Source organism: Candidatus Dormiibacterota bacterium, assembly GCA_035532835.1.
Taxonomy (GTDB): Bacteria; Vulcanimicrobiota; Vulcanimicrobiia; order Vulcanimicrobiales; family Vulcanimicrobiaceae; genus DAHUXY01.
In genome coordinates, this window is the sequence record DATKQG010000034.1 from 1 (window position 1) to 15,834 (window position 15,834).

The following is a 15,834-nucleotide window of genomic DNA, read 5'->3' on the forward strand; positions in this document are numbered from 1 at the left end:
TGCGATTATCGCAGGCGAAGTGCCACCTGTATGGCCGAGTGAAGGCGCAGAGCGGGGAGAAAAGGCCGTTGTGCGTGGCTTGACGGCTGGACGCCTTGCCACCAACGCGGCGAAATGTCGTCGCCGCTTGCAACGGGGTCGCTCGCATCCTACTCGCTACCTGGGAAGGCCCCGGGCGCGCCCCCGGCTAGCGCCGCGTTCCCACTTCCTTCTCCTCGCGCCGGTAGCATTGGATACCTATGGGACCGGACCTTACCGAAGGGCTGACGGACGCGCTCGCTGCCGAACGGTTGCTTTCCGATGGGTATAACGATCTAGCCTCGGGCAAGGGGCGCGGCTTTCTGAACGTGGCCTTTGACGTCGTTCGCGAACCCATGTTCCTGTTATTGATCGTTTGCGGCAGCATCTATCTGGTGCTCGGAAATAAGGGCGAGGCCCTGATGCTCCTGGGCTTCGTCTTTGTGATCGTTGCGATCAGCATCGCACAGGAATCGCGGACCGAACAGGCTCTCGCGGCGTTGCGCGATCTCTCCGGAACGCACGCAACCGTCATCCGCTCGGGCAAGCGACAGCGCATTCCCGGGCGCGAGGTGGTGCGCGACGATCTGCTGGTCGTCTCCGAAGGCGATCGCGCCGCAGCCGACGGGGTGTTGCTGGCGTGCAGCAATATCTCCGCCGACGAATCGTTGCTCACCGGCGAGTCGGTTCCGGTACGCAAGAGTCCGGCGACGTATCCGCTCGACACGATGGAGCGGCCCGGCGGCGACGATTTGCCGTACGTGTTTTCCGGTACGCTGATCGTCGCCGGGAGCGGGCTGGCCCGCGTGCTCGCGACCGGTCGCAACTCCGAGATCGGCCACATCAGCACGGCATTGAAAACCGTGGTGCAAGAACGAACCCGGACGCAAGAAGAGACCTCTCGCATCGTCCGCATGCTGGCGTGGGCGGCGCTCGGGCTCAGCGTCGCGGTCGCATTGATCTATGGTTTTACGCGCGGCAACTTCCTACAAGGCATTCTGGTGGGCATCACGCTCGCGATGGCGATTCTTCCCGAAGAGCTGCCGCTCGTCTTAACGATCTTTCTGGGATTGGGTGCGTGGAGAATCGCGCGAGAGCACGTGCTGACGCGCCGCATTCCGGCGATCGAGCTCTTGGGCGCGACGACGGTTCTCTGCGTCGACAAAACGGGAACGTTGACGCAAAATCACATGAGCCTCACGAACATCTTTGCAAACGGCGCATCTTTCGATCTTAGCGACGAGGCAGCGCGGCCCGACCTTCCGGAAACATTCCACGAATTGCTGGAATTCAGCGTGCTGGCAAGCCGCCGGGACCCGTTCGATCCGATGGAGCAGGCGATACACACGGCGCTGCAACGCACGCTCGCGGGCACCGAACACGAACGCAAGGACTGGCAACCGGTCTTGGACTATCCGATCTCGCGTACGATGCTCGCAACCTCGCAGGTATGGCGCGCGTTAGATCGCGACGCGTATGTGGTCGCGGCAAAGGGAGCGCCCGAAGCCATCGTCGATCTGTGCCATCTCGACGCGGTCGTAGCCGCACCGATCGCCGACGCGGCGAATGCCTTGGCAGCGGGCGGCCTCCGCGTCCTGGGCGTAGCGAAAGCGGCCTTCGAGGGCGCCACTCTGCCTGCCGATCAGCACGACTTCGTTTTTTCGTTTCTTGGGCTGATCGGGTTTCGCGACCCGGTGCGCGCATCGGTTCCGCAGGCGATCGCCGAAGCGCAGAGCGCCGGAATCCGCGTGGTGATGGTCACCGGCGATTACGCCCCAACCGCCATCGCGATCGCCCGCCAAATCGGCATGCGGTCGGCGGATAACTACGTGACGGGCACCGATTTGGCGAGCATGAGCGACCTCACGCTCCAGGAAAGCGTGCGGAATGCCGGCATCTTCTGCCGCGTCGTCCCCGAACAAAAACTCACCTTGGTTAGAGCGTTGAAGGCGAACGGTGAAATCGTCGCGATGACCGGCGACGGCGTTAACGACGCGCCCGCACTCAAGGCTGCGGACATCGGCATTGCGATGGGCGGGCGCGGCACCGACGTCGCTCGCGAATCGGCGGCGCTCGTACTTCTCGACGACGACTTTTCCTCGATCGTATCGGCCGTGCGCATGGGGCGGCGCATCTTCGACAACCTGCGTAAGGCGACCACCTTCGTCATCGCCGCGCACGTACCGATCATCGGCATGTCGGTCATCCCCGTGATCCTCGGGTGGCCGCTCATGCTCTTACCCGTGCACATTCTGTTCCTGCAATTGATCATCGACCCGGCCTGCTCGATCGTCTTCGAAGCCGAACCCGCCGAGAGCACTATTATGGAACGTCCGCCTCGGCCTCAGAGCGAGCCGCTCTTCGATCGCCGTACGGTAGGGCTGGGCTTGCTGCAGGGGACGATCCTGTTCGCGATCGTGCTGGCGATCTATAGTATCGCCCTCGCGCGCGGAGACGGTGAAAAGGTGGCGCGCGCGCTCACGTTCACGACGATGGTCGTCGCAAGCCTCGGCCTCATTCTCACCGACCGTTCTCGCTCCGGCGGCATCATCGCGACCTTGCGCAGCCGCAATCACGCGCTGTGGTGGGCGATCGGCGGCGGGCTTGCATTTCTCGCAGCCGTGCTCTACATTCCGCTGCTACGCGGGCTGTTCTCTTTCGGTTTCCTGCACTACGACGACATGGCGTGGGCACTGGGCGCCGGCCTCGCGAGCATCGCGGCCTTCGAACTCACCAAACGTTTCACCCTGTTCAGACCACGCGCGGCAGACGCCTAGCGCAATCTTTATCCTAGTCATGCTCGTAGGGGAAGGGAGTTCACGGACGGCGACAAATATCGCCGCCAAATGATGCTTCAGGATATTACTGCATGCAGCTTTTAACGCTGGCATTGCTTATCGTTGGCCTCTGCGCCGTCTACGCGCTCGTCGGCGTCGCAATCGTTCGCCGATTCATGAGACCGCACGTACGCGAGGGCCACAATGACGTGTTGGTACCGCTCTTCCTGATGGCCGGAACCCTGTACGCGGTGTTACTCGGCTTTCTGGTGATCGCGGTCTGGGAGAACTACGGTGCGGCCAAAGATAACGCGGCCGAAGAAGCGTCGACGCTCACCACCCTCTATCGCCAAACCAACGGCATGCAGCCCGCGGAGCAAGCGAGGATGCGCGGATTGCTGCGCGATTACACCGAGGCGGTGGTAACGAAAGAATGGTCGATCCAAGCGGCCACCGGCGGCGCGAGCCCGGTTGCCCGCAAAGCTCTGGGCGATATGTATCGCACGTTCGCGACGCTCAAGCCGAGCGTCGGCTCATCGAGCATCAGCCAAGCCTTCCTGAGCACCCTGGGGTCGGTTGCCGACGATCGCAACCGCCGCACGTTGCAGGCCGGCGAAAGCCTTCCCGGCATTATTTGGGCGGGCGTACTCATCGGAGGCGCCATTGTGATCGCGATGACGTTCCTCGTTTTCATGGAGCGGCCGCTCCCGCACATCATCGCTTCGGTGTTGATGGCGTCGTTGATCGGCACGCTGCTCTTGATGATGACGCTGCTCGACCGGCCTTTCACCGGTCCACTCGCGCTCTCGTCGGATGCGTTCGAACACTCGATGAGCGTCTACGCCGCGGTCGACGGGGGAAATTGATGCGCATTAGCACGTTGAACCACCTCGCGAACGGCGCGGCCGAACTCGGCGTCGTCTACGCCAGCATCGAAGGCGTCAACGAGCTCTCGTACGAGGAGTGCTTGCACGAATTGAAAGAACGCGCCGCAGCCCTGGGCGCGAACGCCCTCATCGGCATACAGCTAGTGCAGAGCCAGGGCCAATGGAACCCGCGCACCAGCCTCATCGCAACAGCCGTCAAAGAATAGCCGCCTAATAGGCTAGGTCCTTCGCCCAGTTACGGTCGTTGCCGCACGGCAGCGGCCGGGCGCTGGTAACGGTCTTCGTCGGATAGGTTGCGTACGTTGCCGTTTTGAGATACGCGATGATGTCGTATTTCTGGGCGTCGGTGAGCTTGGGGCCGATTCGCCCTTTGCGCGCCTTGTCGTTCGTGAACCAATGGCCAGCATTTGAGTTACCGGCAAGCGCGGTATTCATCGTCACCGTTCCGGGCGCCGAGGCTTGCACGTAACCGAGGTTTACCGGGTCGAATTCCGGATTCCCGAGAATCGGATGCGCCGGTCGCGTATCGGAGAGTAGCGCGAAGACCGACGGTACCGATCCGTTGTGCAAAAACGGCGGCGTCGCCCAAATGCCCACCAGCGGCCGTGCTTTATACCCGCACGGCGCGACGACCGGGCTCGACCGTCCGAAGCCGTCGTACTTTGGCCACTCGCTCTTGGGAACGTGCGCATCCTCGTACGCTTGGACTTTCTCGTGCCGCACGACATACGCGAGCCCTTCCGGCCCACCGAGGGTCGCGCTCATGCCGAGTTTGGTCGCATTGTACGTCGTCTTCGCGAACCCGATGGCTTGATTGGGATCGGTACCGATCACCTTGAGCGGCAACACGTGCATGTACCATTCCTGCGGGGTGGTTCCGGCGATCTTGCTGACGCCGTGGCAACGCGCGCAATTTTGCACGAACAGCGCGCGCCCTTGCGCGGCCTGAGCTTCGTTGACCGGGCCGAACGCAGCCGGCCACGTTGGAGGCTTGAGCTTGATGATCGCGTTTTCGAGCCAGTACAGGTTGCGAATGCGAATCGTCGATTTCCAACGCGTCGATTCCGGATTGAGTTTGCCCGTTACAGGGTCGACGATGTTCAAACGTGCGCCCAGCCCGATATCTTCGCCGACGTTGCGATCCATCGGCTGATGAACCGACGCATTATATTGCACCCAATCGAAGTGCCAGATATCCCAGAGCGGCGGATAATTGGTCGGTGCGAGCGCCCGTCTTGCGTTGTCGGATTGATAGAGCCCAAGCGTCATCGCATTGAAGGCGATGCCCGTTAACGCATCGACGATACCCGGCCCGGCCGGCGTCTGAGTGCCGCGTAAGCCGGCGACCGCCTTCAGAACGAACCGGTCGCGCGCGACCTCCGCATCCAGGCCCGCAGCGGCTTTGGCGGCGGGATACCCAAGCGCGATCGCCCTACGCAAAAACGGCTTGCGCAGCTCCGGCGTGGTTGCCGTACGCATGAGCGCCTGACGCACTGCGCTTTGAAACGCGGGGAGATTCAGATTCGCCGATCCGCCATCGATACGGACCGAGGTCCCGCGGTACGTCAATTCGCCGGTGTGGCAGGCAGCGCAGGTGAACCCCGCCATCGGGACGCCATCGGTCTTGCTACCGTCGTCGTCGGCGATGCCAAGCGGATAGGGGTTGCCCGCAGGCTCGCCCGGCAAAAATCCATACGAATGCATCCGCGCCGGGTCGAGGAACGGCTTGCCGTCCGGCATGCGTAGCGCGCGCAGAAACGCCGAAGGCATCAGGACCGCGCCCTGCGATTTATGATAAAACTCCACCCTGGTTGCATGGTCCCAACCCTGATCGAGCGTAACCGCGTGCGACGGTTCGGCCGAGCGCAGATGTGGCGCGAACGCGAATGCGCCGGCGATGGCGACCACCGTTGCAACGATCGGGATGGGACGAATCTTCACGGGCGAGGCTCCTTCTTAAAGTCGGCTTCGGTCGGTTCCGTGCGCGGTACGCCGTTAAGCCGGTGGCGCAACGCGGAAATACCGTCGTAGATGGCGCGGCGCGCACGGTTGATGCCGCCCACCGGTCGAAGCGCCGGGAGCGCATGCCATGGCGTGTACGAAAGGTTCTCGCAGAACGCATTCTGCGCGGGCGAATCGAACGATTGCCGATCGATCCGAATATCGGCAACCGTTACGTACGGCGATTGCGCGGCGCTCCATTCGATCGTCGGGTCCTCGATCGGCATCGTCGCCGGATCGGTCTGCAATTGAATCGCGAACGCAAAGCAGGCCGGGCCCTCCGCTAGGCGCCGTCGCATCTCGGTGCGCAGATAGTTCGCTCCCGTGGCGGCCGCAACGGGCCCAAGTATGGGCTCTCCGATACACCGCTGCGGAAACATCGCGTACTTCATATACCGGTCGCCAAGCTCGTAGGGCGTCATGCTGAAGTAACGCTCGTCGAGGACGTCGTGGATCTTGCGCCGATCGATCGCCGCAACGATCGCGGCCTCATGCGGACGCGACGAGAAAAACTGCACGGCGGTCCCGTGCTCCTTCGCTTGAAAGAATCGAACGTACTCGGCGACGTTCCTTATGAAAAACACCGGGAAATTGATGCCGAGAAAGTCCTGCGTTTGCGCGTCGGCCTCACCCGGCAGAATCTTGCGTCCCGGAACGCCCAGGAGCTTGATCGCCATGCCACGGCCATCACCCCGGCTGTCCGTGCGGATATCTTCGGAGCCGTTCGAGTATCGAATCCACGCATCGTATGACCGCGGGCGGGCGAAGACCGCCACCCGATAGTCCGGCGGGAGGCCTGGCCGAACGGTGAAGCGAGCACGAACGCATCCGTGGGACTTTGCATGCGCGTCGCGTAAGGCTGCGCCGCCGGCTCGATAGCCGCGTTCGACCTGCGCCTCGATCATCCGCAGGATTGTAGCGATCGCGCGCGATTCGCCCGGCGGAATCACTTCTTGATTCGGCACCGGTGCGGCGGCGGCCGGACGCGCGAGCGCCAACAACAGTGCGACCCCGGTAATCGGTACGCGAACGAAGGATGCAAGCCACCGCATGTTCCCTTGCATTAGGCGCCAGGAAACGCCTCCCTGCTCAGGTACGCGAGCGTGCGCGCCGCACGCTACTGTTTGCCGAACGTACCCAAGCCGTTTTCGTTCAGATATTCGATCGTCATCGACGTGGTGCCATTGCCGGCCGTCGGCGTAAACGTTACCGCGCTAGGGCCTCCGTCCGAACCTTCGCCGGATGGGTGCATCGAAAAGACGTTGCCGTTCCAATGCCGCAGCGCATACGTTTCGTGCTTTGGACCAAGGGTTAATCGCAAACCCGTCGCGGTCGCGCTGACGGTTGCCGGCCCGTAGTATTGGTTCGTATACGTTCCGACGTACGAAGCCGGTGCGAGTGCCGGTTGCGGGTGCGCGGGCGTGGTCTTACCCACCAGCTCCCCGTGCGGCGCTAGCATCTTTGCAAATCCGCCGGAGTACAGCGCGTACCAGTCGCGCGTCGCGCGTCCGAATTCGACCCGATCGTAGAACGTCTTCGCGATGGATTCGGGCACGCCGCTGGGCTCGCCGTTGGTCAAGATCACGATCCCGAGATCTTCCGAGGGTAACATCTCATAGCATGTAGCCGCTCCCGCAGAAAACGCTCCGGAGTGGCTCAAACGCAAGCGCCCCGCCTCGTCGTACGAAACCCCCATCCCGTACCCGTAAAAGGATGCGCGCGCGAACGGCCCGGACGGCGGGTTGCTGACGATCTGCGGTTGTTGCGTCGCAAGCAGGGCATCGCGACCGACGATCTGCTTGCCGTCGAACTTGCCGAGATTCAATTCGAGGATCATCCACTTCGCTAAGTCGTGAACGCTCGAGCTCGCACCACCGGCGGGGGATTGCGCATCCGGTTCGCGCGAGCTCACCCTCCAGCGGCCGTTCACGCGCACGTGCAGTACGGCGCGGTCGGGAGCGCGTTCGTAGTCGGCCCAGCGCGAGCTGGTATGCGTCATGCCAAGCGGCCCGTAGAGCACCCGCGCCGAGAGCGCCTCCCACGTCGTGTGCTCGGCATCGGCCACCGCTTGCGCGGCGGCCGTCAATCCGAAGTTGGTGTAATGGTAGGTGATGCGGAACGGATCGAGCGGCTCCAGCGCCAACCGCCGGATGATTTGCGCGCGATCGTAGCCGAGATCTTCGAGCAAATCGCCCGCGTGGTCCGGTAGTCCGCTACGATGTGCGAACATATCCGCGATCGTCACGTGCGAGCCGACGTACGGGTCCGAAAGGGTAAAGCCGGGCAGGTATTTGGCTACGGGATCGCTCCACTTGACGCCGCCTTGCCCGACCACTCCGGCAACGACCGTGGACGCGAGCGATTTCGAAACCGACGCAAGTTGAAAAACGGTGTTTGCGTCGACGCGTTCCTTCGTACCGACGCGTCGCACGCCGAAACCCGCAGCATAGACGATCTTCCCATTATGCACGACCGCAATTGCCATCCCGGGTACGCCGGAGCGTCGCTCGATCGCGCGAGCGATCGCCGGCAGCGCGGCAACCGCGGCGTCGATGCGCGCGGAGGAGATCGCGACGGCCGAAGCCGACGCAGGCTGATCGTTGGCCCCGGCGTTTGCGGGCAAAGGCCCGAACGCTACGGCTGCGATACCGCATAAGACGAAGGCTAGACGCATGCGATAAGCCAGCATGGGGCGTGTTTAGCTAGGGTCGGAAGCCCGTCCTATTCCAAGTAGCGGGCGCGCCCACGCGGCGCGGCCACGGCACGTCTCCCGCATCGCCGACGACGGACTCCCTCACGCTAAGCGCTACGAGGATCGCAAGCGGTAGCAGCGTCCACACCTCTTGCGGCCACCAGAGCGGCGTCATTTTTGCTAAGGAGTTGTAGGCAAACCACGTCGCGCTCGCGTTTGCCGTACCGCCGGGATTCGCGAGGTTCACGACGTGCGTTACCGCCTGTTGGGCTTGCGCGCCGGCCACCGAATGCAACGCCAACGCTCCTCCCATGACGATCAGGGCGGCCGCCGCCGGCAGAATCCCGTTCTGTACGAAACGGCGAAGATGGAACTCGGGGCGAACCATCAGCCACACGCAGAGCATCGCAGCAGGAACGGAGAGCGGAAACCAGTCGAGGATCGACGCGACGGGCAATGCCAGCATGAAAAGCGCAAGCATCGAGAGCGGGTTCGGCCGCCGCATGACGATGACGCATGCCAGCGGAACGGCCATCGCCACCTCGTCGAGATGAATGAACGCGCCGCCGGTAACGGCAAACGCCGCCGGTAAAAGCACCAGCCACGAGCGATCGCCTTGTCTGCGATAGAACGCGCGCGCCGCGAATATCCCAAGGAGCGCCAACAGAACGTACTGCAGCGAACCCAGACGCAGCGCGAGCGCCGGAGCGGCTCCCAGATGGTAGAGCAAGGCGGTCAAGCTCAGTTGGCCCAAGTTGTTGACTTCGGACGCGGCATGTAAGGGGAGCACCGTCGTGAAATACGACAGCGCTACTTGCGGGCCCAGGGCCGCGAGCATCACCGCCGCCGCACCCGCTCCCGCCGCCAACAGCCGTATCCGCATCTGCGGAATCGCAAGAAATACCGCTACGCACGCGGGCAGCACCATGTGCGGCTCGACCATCGCAAACCCCAAGAGTATGGCGGCAGCGTTCCACTGCTTGCGGCGTAGTGCCAACGCCGCACAGACCGTCAACGCGATCGGGATGGGAGACAACGCCCCCTGTAACACCGCCGGGCCGAGCACGGCAAGTCCCGACGCAGCCAAGGCGGTAAGCGGCGGCATCCCCGAAAGTTTCGCGATTCCACGCCCGATCACCAACGCGCAAAAGACTTGGAGTATCATCCACACGATTCGCGCGAGCGCGAACGGTACGAGCGCAAACGGTGTGAAAAGCGCGATGGCATAACCGGGAAGCGGCACCGGGACGGTCACTTGCGGATAGCGCAAGAAAAATGGCGGCGATGTCGTCGCTTCGCACGTGTGGAGCGGCTCGTTCGAGTACGGGCTTGCATGCTGCAACAGCGCCTTGGCGCCGCACCAGAACGCCTCAAAGTCGTAACCGGTGAGCAGAGGCGGATGAGCGGCAGCATAAATGAAAACGCCGATCGCCAGGCCGCAGAGCACCGCCAGAAGGATCCCAATCCGGCGATCTAGCTGCAGTACTTCAGCTTTCACGCGATGTCTTAGCCGCCGCTCGCAGAAGAAAGCCCCGCGTCATTATCCAACAGCACGCCGCTCAGACGCGAAAGCTCCGCGAATCGTTCGATGGCGCCTCGCTGGAGTTCGGCGCACTCAGACGCTAACGGCTCGAGCCACGCTTCACGCTCGTCCCCCCAGCCGATATGGCCGCGATAGATCGCGATCGCTCGCCTAAAATGGACCCGCGCGGTGTTCATATCGCCGCTAACGTACGCGATATTTGCGCTGCGTACGTGCGCGATGTAGCGCCGCACGTCGACGTTTACAAACTCGAGATTGACGTTCAGCGTTTTCTCCAGGACCGCGAAGTAGTTTGCGGTCTCGTCCGCTCCGAGCAGCGCTCCGAGCGCTTTTCGAATGTTGCTGCAGGCCGTTCGCAGGCTTAATTGGCTTACCTTCGCGTCCTGATCCGGCCAGAAGATCTTCTGCAACTCTTCCCGCGTCGCATAGCCTTCCGGCGTTAGCAGCAGGTACTGAAACACGCGTCGATCCATGCGCCGCATCCACTGGACCGGCTCCTCGTCAATCGCGCACGTGAAGCGCCAAAAAAACCGGGCGGTAATCAGGCGCGGCTCTGTAGACACTACTGAAACGGCGTCCCGAATTCCTGAGTGTAGTAGTCGAGAACGGGCCCATAGATCGGGTTGTAGCTAGTCCCATTTTTGACTTCCGCCAATCCAATCCACACGTATTGCGGATCGATGAGATTGAGGAAGTGTTGCGCTCCCGAGTGTCCTAGGCACGTGCTGTAGGTAGCGGGTTGCGGACAGTTGGCCGATTCGGCGACAAACCCGGTCTCGGCGTTCGTCCACGTACTGTTGGGGCCGGTAGCCGCGATATTCTGCGCCGAATGCGTGTATTGGGCCCCGGCAGCTTGTTCGTATTGCGCCGCGGTCGTACAGCTGGAATCGGTGGTTTGCGAGCAATCGTCGGCGAAGTAGCCTTTAGCCGCCATATAGTTGTCCCAATGTTGGGCGGCCTCTTGAAGGATCTCGTCGAGTACGACGATCGGTGCGCCGTACTGCGCGCGGTCGGCATTCACTTGTTGCAGCCATGCGGCCTCGTCTGCGGTAATGCCGGTAAGCTTCAACATTCCGAGTTGATTGTCGAGCTGGTTCACGGCAATCGGCTTGTGAATGGTCGCGTAACCATTCTCGAAAACTTCGAGGTAGTTCGAGCCCGGCACCAAGCCGGTCAACGTGAACGAGCCGTCGGAGGCCGTGGTCGTTTCAGATCCGCTGCTCAGCGAGGGCGGCGGCGTCGAACCGGCGTAGACCTGCGGCGCCAAAACCACGACGGCACCGGCGATCGGCAAGCCGGATGCGATATCCCGGACCGAGCCCTGCGCGTAATATCCCGTCGGGGCGGCCGTCGGCGCCGCGGTCGGGCCGGGGCTCGCCGAGCCGCCGGGTGCCGGCGTTGACGTGTTCCCCGGCGTGGGCGTCGCGCTGCTCCCAGGGTTTGGAGAGGCCGAAGCGACGCCGCTCGGCGAGCCCGTCGGAGCCGGCCCGTTGGTCGGCCCAGTCACAAATCCGCCGCCTACCGTCGGCGGCAGAGCGCCGCCAGAACCTCCACCGCTGCCGCACGCGGCCAGCGCTGCAAATGCGGCGCATACGACGAGGATGAAGGCGACGGGTCTTTGATGCATGGTTAGCACGATCCAGTAGCTGAGTACGGTGTAGGAGTGGGTACGGGAGAGGTCGGCAACGGCGATGGCGCATTCGACGGCGCCGGAGACGGCGTGCTCGGGATCGGCGTCGGCATACCGACAGTACTCATCGCCGTGATCGAACCCTCGACCGCGGAATAGGTATCCGAATTGCAGTACATGATGATGCCGGGATACTGAGGATGCGCGAACGCGGTCTGTGCGAACATCACCGCATTGCCGCCGATAAGCGGTTGTAAGAACGGGGGTACGTTGATTCCCGTCTGTACGTTGACGAGCGTCGCTGCGATATCGCGTGACGCCAAGAATTCCGCACCGCCGATATTCCGGGTAATGGTCTGGCAGTTGGAGGTGATCTGCCAATCGGGTCCCCACAGTCGCGGACTTGCCGGCCCGGGAAATGGTGCGGTGTCGCTAAAGATGCCGGGAGGCGCCGTCGGACACGGCACGGGTTGCGAGCCGCCCTGCAGGTTTGCGTAGATGTCCGCGGCCGTATAGGCCTGATTGGATTGCCCGTAAAAGCCCGTGAATCCAGCGTAGCGGATCGCCGATTGCGTGCGCTCGTTCACGATACCCGCGTGCGCCAAATAGAGAATCGCGAAGACGCAAAAGATTGCAACCGGCAACATGATCACGGTTTCGAGCAGCGCCTGCCCACGCTGCCGGGCGCGACTTCGCCCTACGAACATGTGTAGCTCCCGGTCGCAATCGGCCCGCTATACGGCGCAATCGGGGCGACGGCATACCAGTTGACGTGCACCTGCAGGCCCGAATAATCAACCGTATAGGCCGGGCTCGGATACAGCGACGCCCATTGCGGTTCGATCGGTTGGTAGACTTGATTGGTGCTCGGATTGACGGCCGTGCCGGGCGAAAACACCTCGGCGTTCGAAGGGCTTACCATCGCCGCCGCGCGACCGACCGCCGTAAACGCTCCGTTCGCGCCCAGTCCGAAGAGCGCCCCGGCAACTAGCGGCACCCGGTGGCATGCAACCACGTCGATTTCTTGCGGCGCGGTTCCACAGGAATGCCCCTCGCACGTTCCGCCTCCGGAGCCGGTGTTGATCACGGTGTACGAAAAAGCGCAATCCGTCACGGTGCAATCGCCGATGTGACGAAGCGCTTTCATCTGGTCGGCCTGCTGGCCGCCTTCCGTAAAGTTATTCGCGCGTTGGATCAGTTGCATATCGTTTTGATACGCCGTGACGGCCTGATTGAATTCGCCGACCAGGCTCGTATAGTCGCCCGCGCAGGCGCCCGATTGATTCGCGCAGCCGCCCTCGCCGTAGATCGTATTGAGGATCGCCTGATTCAAAAACCGGATCCTATTTTCGTCCACGGCCATCGAGTACAGGATGGTGCTCTCCTGATTGAACACGCTGCCCTGCACCGACATCCCAACCGATGCCGCGCTGTCGGCGGCATTTTGAGCGCGAATCTGCCAGGTGAGCACGCTCGCGTAATTCGCAAGGAAGAACGTCAGCGCGATCAGGCAGGTTACGGCAAGCGCCCAAAACGGCAGCATCTGCCCGCGCTGACGACGCGCTCTCATCCTTAGCATGCGGTCCCGCTATCCCAGGCGTAGATCGTATATTCGGTGCTCGCCGGATTCGTAACGTCCCATGTGGGGCCGGGCGTCGGAAGACTCGAGGGGAAACGCAACGATCCGTACACGCGAGCGTGGCAGCCCCACTCCTCGAATTGCCCGTTGACCCCGTTCCCGGTCGAATCGAGATGCTGCGCGAGCGTCATGGAATAATCCGACGAGCACTCCGCGCCGTCCGAGCAAAAATTCGCAAGGTTTGCACTTACCGCAAACGTGAACGGCTGCGGTCCCAAGCCTTGCGAAAGCCCGGTATAGGGCTCGATGTCCGCACCCTGCTCGGTCGTGAGCGAGCCTAATCCCGGCAACGCCCCCAGCCCGGGAATACCGATGCTGGCCTTGGCTACGACCGTCCCACCGCTGGCATTGGTGGTGATGTCGGCTTGTTTGATCCCAGGGAAAATACTCGCGCCCAGACCTTGCGGGTTGGCGTAGCCGGTGGAAGCCGCGACGGCGGCGACAAAGGATGCACCGTCGGTTGACATCTGTCCGAATCCGAGGAGAAAAATCTGTAACGCTCCGAGTACGAGCAATAGGGCGAAGCTGACGATCACCGCCGTTTCCGCCATTGCCGCTCCCCGCTGACGCCGCCGGCGTCGATGCTCTTGCCGCACGATGTTATTGCGTCATATAGTTAAAGAGACCGGTCATGGTCGTCCCAAGAACGCTCGAGACGGCGAGCACCAGCGCGCCCAATCCAACGATCGCGGGGATCGCAATTCCGGCTGCGATAATGGCATACTCCACCGTGGGACCGCCTTCGTCGTCGCGATGCAGGTCCAGCAGCAAGTCGGCCCATCGGCGAGCGTTCACCGAGTGATCACCGTCGGCGTCATGATGAACACGATATTCGTTTCGTCGTTCTGATAGCGCACGTCGCGAAAGAGTTTGCCGATGATCGGGAGTCTGCTCAGGAGCGGAATTTCCTGAATCGTGCGTGCCTGAATGTGTCGCAGCAGGCCACCCATGACGATCGACTCACCGGGTGCGGTGATCACGTTGGTCGAGATGCTGCTGGTCTTGAGCGCCGGAATAGTAAAACCGTTGATCAGAACGCCGTCCTGAAAATCCAAATCCGAGACCACGGGGTTGATCTTGGTTGCGACGTCGCCATTGCCCAAAAGCGTCGGGGTGACGTTGAGCTGTACGCCGTAATTTTGATAGGTCACCGAGACCGTGCCGAGCCCGCCGGATTGCGGAACCGGGATTTGCCCTCCCACTAAAAACGTCGCCGCTTCCCCGGGAACGGTCGTGAGATCCGGGGCGGAGAGTATCTTTGCATGCCCTTCGGTCATTTCAAGATCGATCGTCGGGGCGAGCACCGTCGTGCGAAAGAATGGGCCTAGGGCAAACGGTTTAAAGGCGTTGCCGGGACCGGACGCAGGTTTGGATTCGGTGATTGGAAACGACGCCGGCCCAAGCGTCAGCCCACCGTGGCCGTCAGGGGTGCCGCTCTGCAAACGCACGCCGAGCTGGCTCAAGCCCGTATCGTCGATCTCCAGGATGTACACCTTGACGTCCACCTGCGTGGTCAACGTCATGGCTAAGCGATCGATGATCTTCCCTTTGGCCGAAAGATATCGCCCCGCCGTTCCGCGCACGCCGTTTAGCACCGATTGCCGCTGCTGCTCGTTGAGTACGCGCCCCGAGACGATGACGTTGCCTTGACCGTCGGGGTCCACCCGCACGTCGCGCATGTACGGATTTCCGCTATCCGATTGCAAGCCGTCCAGCGGGCGCGCGATCATCACGGCATTGACGATGACGGCGTTGTCTTGCTTGGCGACGGGCTCGAAACGTGCCAACATATCGGTCACGCCCTGTAGGGCGGCGCCGTCCGGGACGGTGCCGCGCACGACGATCGAATGGCCGAACGTTCCCACCGACACGTCGGTGCGGGCGATGCTCGAACGAAGCATCGCCGAGAGCAGATCGAGTTCGCTCGCGGTAACGGCTATGCGATAGTCGTGCTCGACACCGTTAGCCGTCCAGATGAAAAGCGTGGTAGTACCCGGTTGCTTGGCGTTGACGAGCACCTCGCTCTTGCCGGGGAGCGGGAGGGCCCCGACGATCGTTCCATCGCCGACCGCAATCTGCTTGACGTCGTTAAAGTGCAGAATTCGCGAAGTGCCCGTATGCATCGTTAAGTCCATCGCGGCAGACGCCGGGCGAGGCACAAAGCAAGCAAGCAGTAACAACCCGGCGAGCAAGCGTTTGAACTTATATACGCCGAGCAATTTGCTCCTTAATAAAACTGCAGTCACCTTTACAGTATCGGTAAACTTAGGCGCAAGGATTATAAGTGATGCGTAACGACGATTATCGCGAATAAACGCTTTGCAAGGATTGCGGCGTTCGCATGGCTTCGCGCACGGTCGGGCCCGATAACGCTAGTAAGCAACATGAAAACACCGAACTTTCGCTCGCTCATACTCCTCACCGTCCTTGCTACGACGGCGATCGCTCCGGCGTCGCCGTCGCATGGCAATCCAGCGGGAACGGCCTTCTCGGTGAGCGCTCGCTTCCTTAAGGGAACGGAATCGTTGCTCGTGCAAGGCACCGCGCCGGCGGGATCGCCCGTTCTTCTTCAACTCACGGCGACGTTCGATCGAAACGTCCCGGTGGTCGTCATCGATCGCTTGAATATCGTCGCTGCACGGGACAA

General features: G+C 62.2%; 15 protein-coding genes. 4 read left to right on the plus strand and 11 right to left on the minus strand.

The features are described 5' to 3' along the window. The first annotated feature begins 239 nt into the window (after window positions 1-239). From VMW12_04355 to VMW12_04365, 3 genes are all read left to right on the plus strand, one after another. On the plus strand, window positions 240-2,795 hold the full coding sequence (locus tag VMW12_04355) for a cation-translocating P-type ATPase (protein ID HUZ48962.1): 2,556 nt from the start codon (window positions 240-242) through the stop codon (window positions 2,793-2,795). Window positions 2,796-2,887: 92 nt separating this feature from the next. Next, window positions 2,888-3,661 carry a DUF4239 domain-containing protein gene (locus VMW12_04360; GenBank protein ID HUZ48963.1) on the plus strand — a complete coding sequence of 258 codons (774 nt, stop codon included), beginning with the start codon at window positions 2,888-2,890 and terminating at the stop codon, window positions 3,659-3,661. 14 nt (window positions 3,662-3,675) lie between these two features. Then, window positions 3,676-3,888 carry a hypothetical protein gene (locus VMW12_04365; protein ID HUZ48964.1) on the plus strand — a complete coding sequence of 71 codons (213 nt, stop codon included), beginning with the start codon at window positions 3,676-3,678 and terminating at the stop codon, window positions 3,886-3,888. Between the two features lie 4 nt (window positions 3,889-3,892). On the opposite strand, the gene VMW12_04370 is transcribed toward VMW12_04365, so the two are convergent. The 11 genes from VMW12_04370 to VMW12_04420 form a co-directional block, all read right to left on the minus strand. After that, on the minus strand, window positions 3,893-5,623 hold the full coding sequence (locus VMW12_04370; GenBank protein ID HUZ48965.1) for a cytochrome c: 1,731 nt from the start codon (window positions 5,621-5,623) through the stop codon (window positions 3,893-3,895). Next, complete coding sequence (locus tag VMW12_04375; protein ID HUZ48966.1) at window positions 5,620-6,735, minus strand: catalase family protein; 1,116 nt, start codon at window positions 6,733-6,735, stop codon at window positions 5,620-5,622. The genes VMW12_04370 and VMW12_04375 overlap by 4 nt, the downstream gene beginning before the upstream one ends. A 65-nt stretch (window positions 6,736-6,800) precedes the next feature. Continuing rightward, window positions 6,801-8,372 (minus strand): serine hydrolase, encoded by a 1,572-nt coding sequence (locus tag VMW12_04380; GenBank protein ID HUZ48967.1) that lies wholly within the window; start codon window positions 8,370-8,372, stop codon window positions 6,801-6,803. 13 nt (window positions 8,373-8,385) lie between these two features. Then, window positions 8,386-9,873 (minus strand): glycosyltransferase family 87 protein, encoded by a 1,488-nt coding sequence (locus tag VMW12_04385; GenBank protein HUZ48968.1) that lies wholly within the window; start codon window positions 9,871-9,873, stop codon window positions 8,386-8,388. An 8-nt stretch (window positions 9,874-9,881) separates the two neighbouring features. Next, on the minus strand, window positions 9,882-10,391 hold the full coding sequence (locus VMW12_04390; GenBank protein HUZ48969.1) for a BTAD domain-containing putative transcriptional regulator: 510 nt from the start codon (window positions 10,389-10,391) through the stop codon (window positions 9,882-9,884). Between the two features lie 89 nt (window positions 10,392-10,480). After that, window positions 10,481-11,545: a carboxypeptidase regulatory-like domain-containing protein gene (locus tag VMW12_04395; GenBank protein HUZ48970.1), complete on the minus strand. Its 1,065-nt coding sequence runs from the start codon at window positions 11,543-11,545 to the stop codon at window positions 10,481-10,483. A 2-nt stretch (window positions 11,546-11,547) separates the two neighbouring features. Continuing rightward, window positions 11,548-12,255: a hypothetical protein gene (locus VMW12_04400; protein HUZ48971.1), complete on the minus strand. Its 708-nt coding sequence runs from the start codon at window positions 12,253-12,255 to the stop codon at window positions 11,548-11,550. After that, window positions 12,246-13,127: a pilus assembly protein TadG-related protein gene (locus tag VMW12_04405; GenBank protein ID HUZ48972.1), complete on the minus strand. Its 882-nt coding sequence runs from the start codon at window positions 13,125-13,127 to the stop codon at window positions 12,246-12,248. Before VMW12_04405 ends, VMW12_04400 begins: the two co-directional genes overlap by 10 nt. Then, a complete protein-coding gene (locus VMW12_04410) occupies window positions 13,121-13,738 on the minus strand; it encodes a hypothetical protein (GenBank protein HUZ48973.1) in 618 nt (205 codons plus the stop codon). Before VMW12_04410 ends, VMW12_04405 begins: the two co-directional genes overlap by 7 nt. Before the next feature lie 49 nt (window positions 13,739-13,787). Continuing rightward, a complete protein-coding gene (locus VMW12_04415) occupies window positions 13,788-13,982 on the minus strand; it encodes a hypothetical protein (protein ID HUZ48974.1) in 195 nt (64 codons plus the stop codon). Then, window positions 13,979-15,310: a pilus assembly protein N-terminal domain-containing protein gene (locus tag VMW12_04420; protein ID HUZ48975.1), complete on the minus strand. Its 1,332-nt coding sequence runs from the start codon at window positions 15,308-15,310 to the stop codon at window positions 13,979-13,981. Before VMW12_04420 ends, VMW12_04415 begins: the two co-directional genes overlap by 4 nt. 261 nt (window positions 15,311-15,571) lie before the next feature. On the opposite strand from VMW12_04420, the gene VMW12_04425 reads away from it, so the two are divergent. Further along, window positions 15,572-15,834, plus strand: a 263-nt coding sequence (locus VMW12_04425) for a hypothetical protein (GenBank protein ID HUZ48976.1), incomplete at its 3' end; no start/stop codon positions are given.

What these genes read in the sequence shown, in the direction of transcription:
- VMW12_04355 (HUZ48962.1), top strand. Translation starts at nt 240, where the DNA reads ATGGGACCGGACCTTACCGAAGGGCTGACGGACGCGCTCGCTGCCGAA.
- VMW12_04360 (HUZ48963.1), top strand. Translation starts at nt 2,888, where the DNA reads ATGCAGCTTTTAACGCTGGCATTGCTTATCGTTGGCCTCTGCGCCGTC.
- VMW12_04375 (HUZ48966.1), bottom strand. Translation starts at nt 6,735, where the DNA reads ATGCGGTGGCTTGCATCCTTCGTTCGCGTACCGATTACCGGGGTCGCA.
- VMW12_04380 (HUZ48967.1), bottom strand. Translation starts at nt 8,372, where the DNA reads ATGCTGGCTTATCGCATGCGTCTAGCCTTCGTCTTATGCGGTATCGCA.
- VMW12_04390 (HUZ48969.1), bottom strand. Translation starts at nt 10,391, where the DNA reads ATGGATCGACGCGTGTTTCAGTACCTGCTGCTAACGCCGGAAGGCTAT.
- VMW12_04395 (HUZ48970.1), bottom strand. Translation starts at nt 11,545, where the DNA reads ATGCATCAAAGACCCGTCGCCTTCATCCTCGTCGTATGCGCCGCATTT.
- VMW12_04400 (HUZ48971.1), bottom strand. Translation starts at nt 12,255, where the DNA reads ATGTTCGTAGGGCGAAGTCGCGCCCGGCAGCGTGGGCAGGCGCTGCTC.
- VMW12_04405 (HUZ48972.1), bottom strand. Translation starts at nt 13,127, where the DNA reads ATGCTAAGGATGAGAGCGCGTCGTCAGCGCGGGCAGATGCTGCCGTTT.
- VMW12_04410 (HUZ48973.1), bottom strand. Translation starts at nt 13,738, where the DNA reads ATGGCGGAAACGGCGGTGATCGTCAGCTTCGCCCTATTGCTCGTACTC.
- VMW12_04420 (HUZ48975.1), bottom strand. Translation starts at nt 15,310, where the DNA reads ATGCATACGGGCACTTCGCGAATTCTGCACTTTAACGACGTCAAGCAG.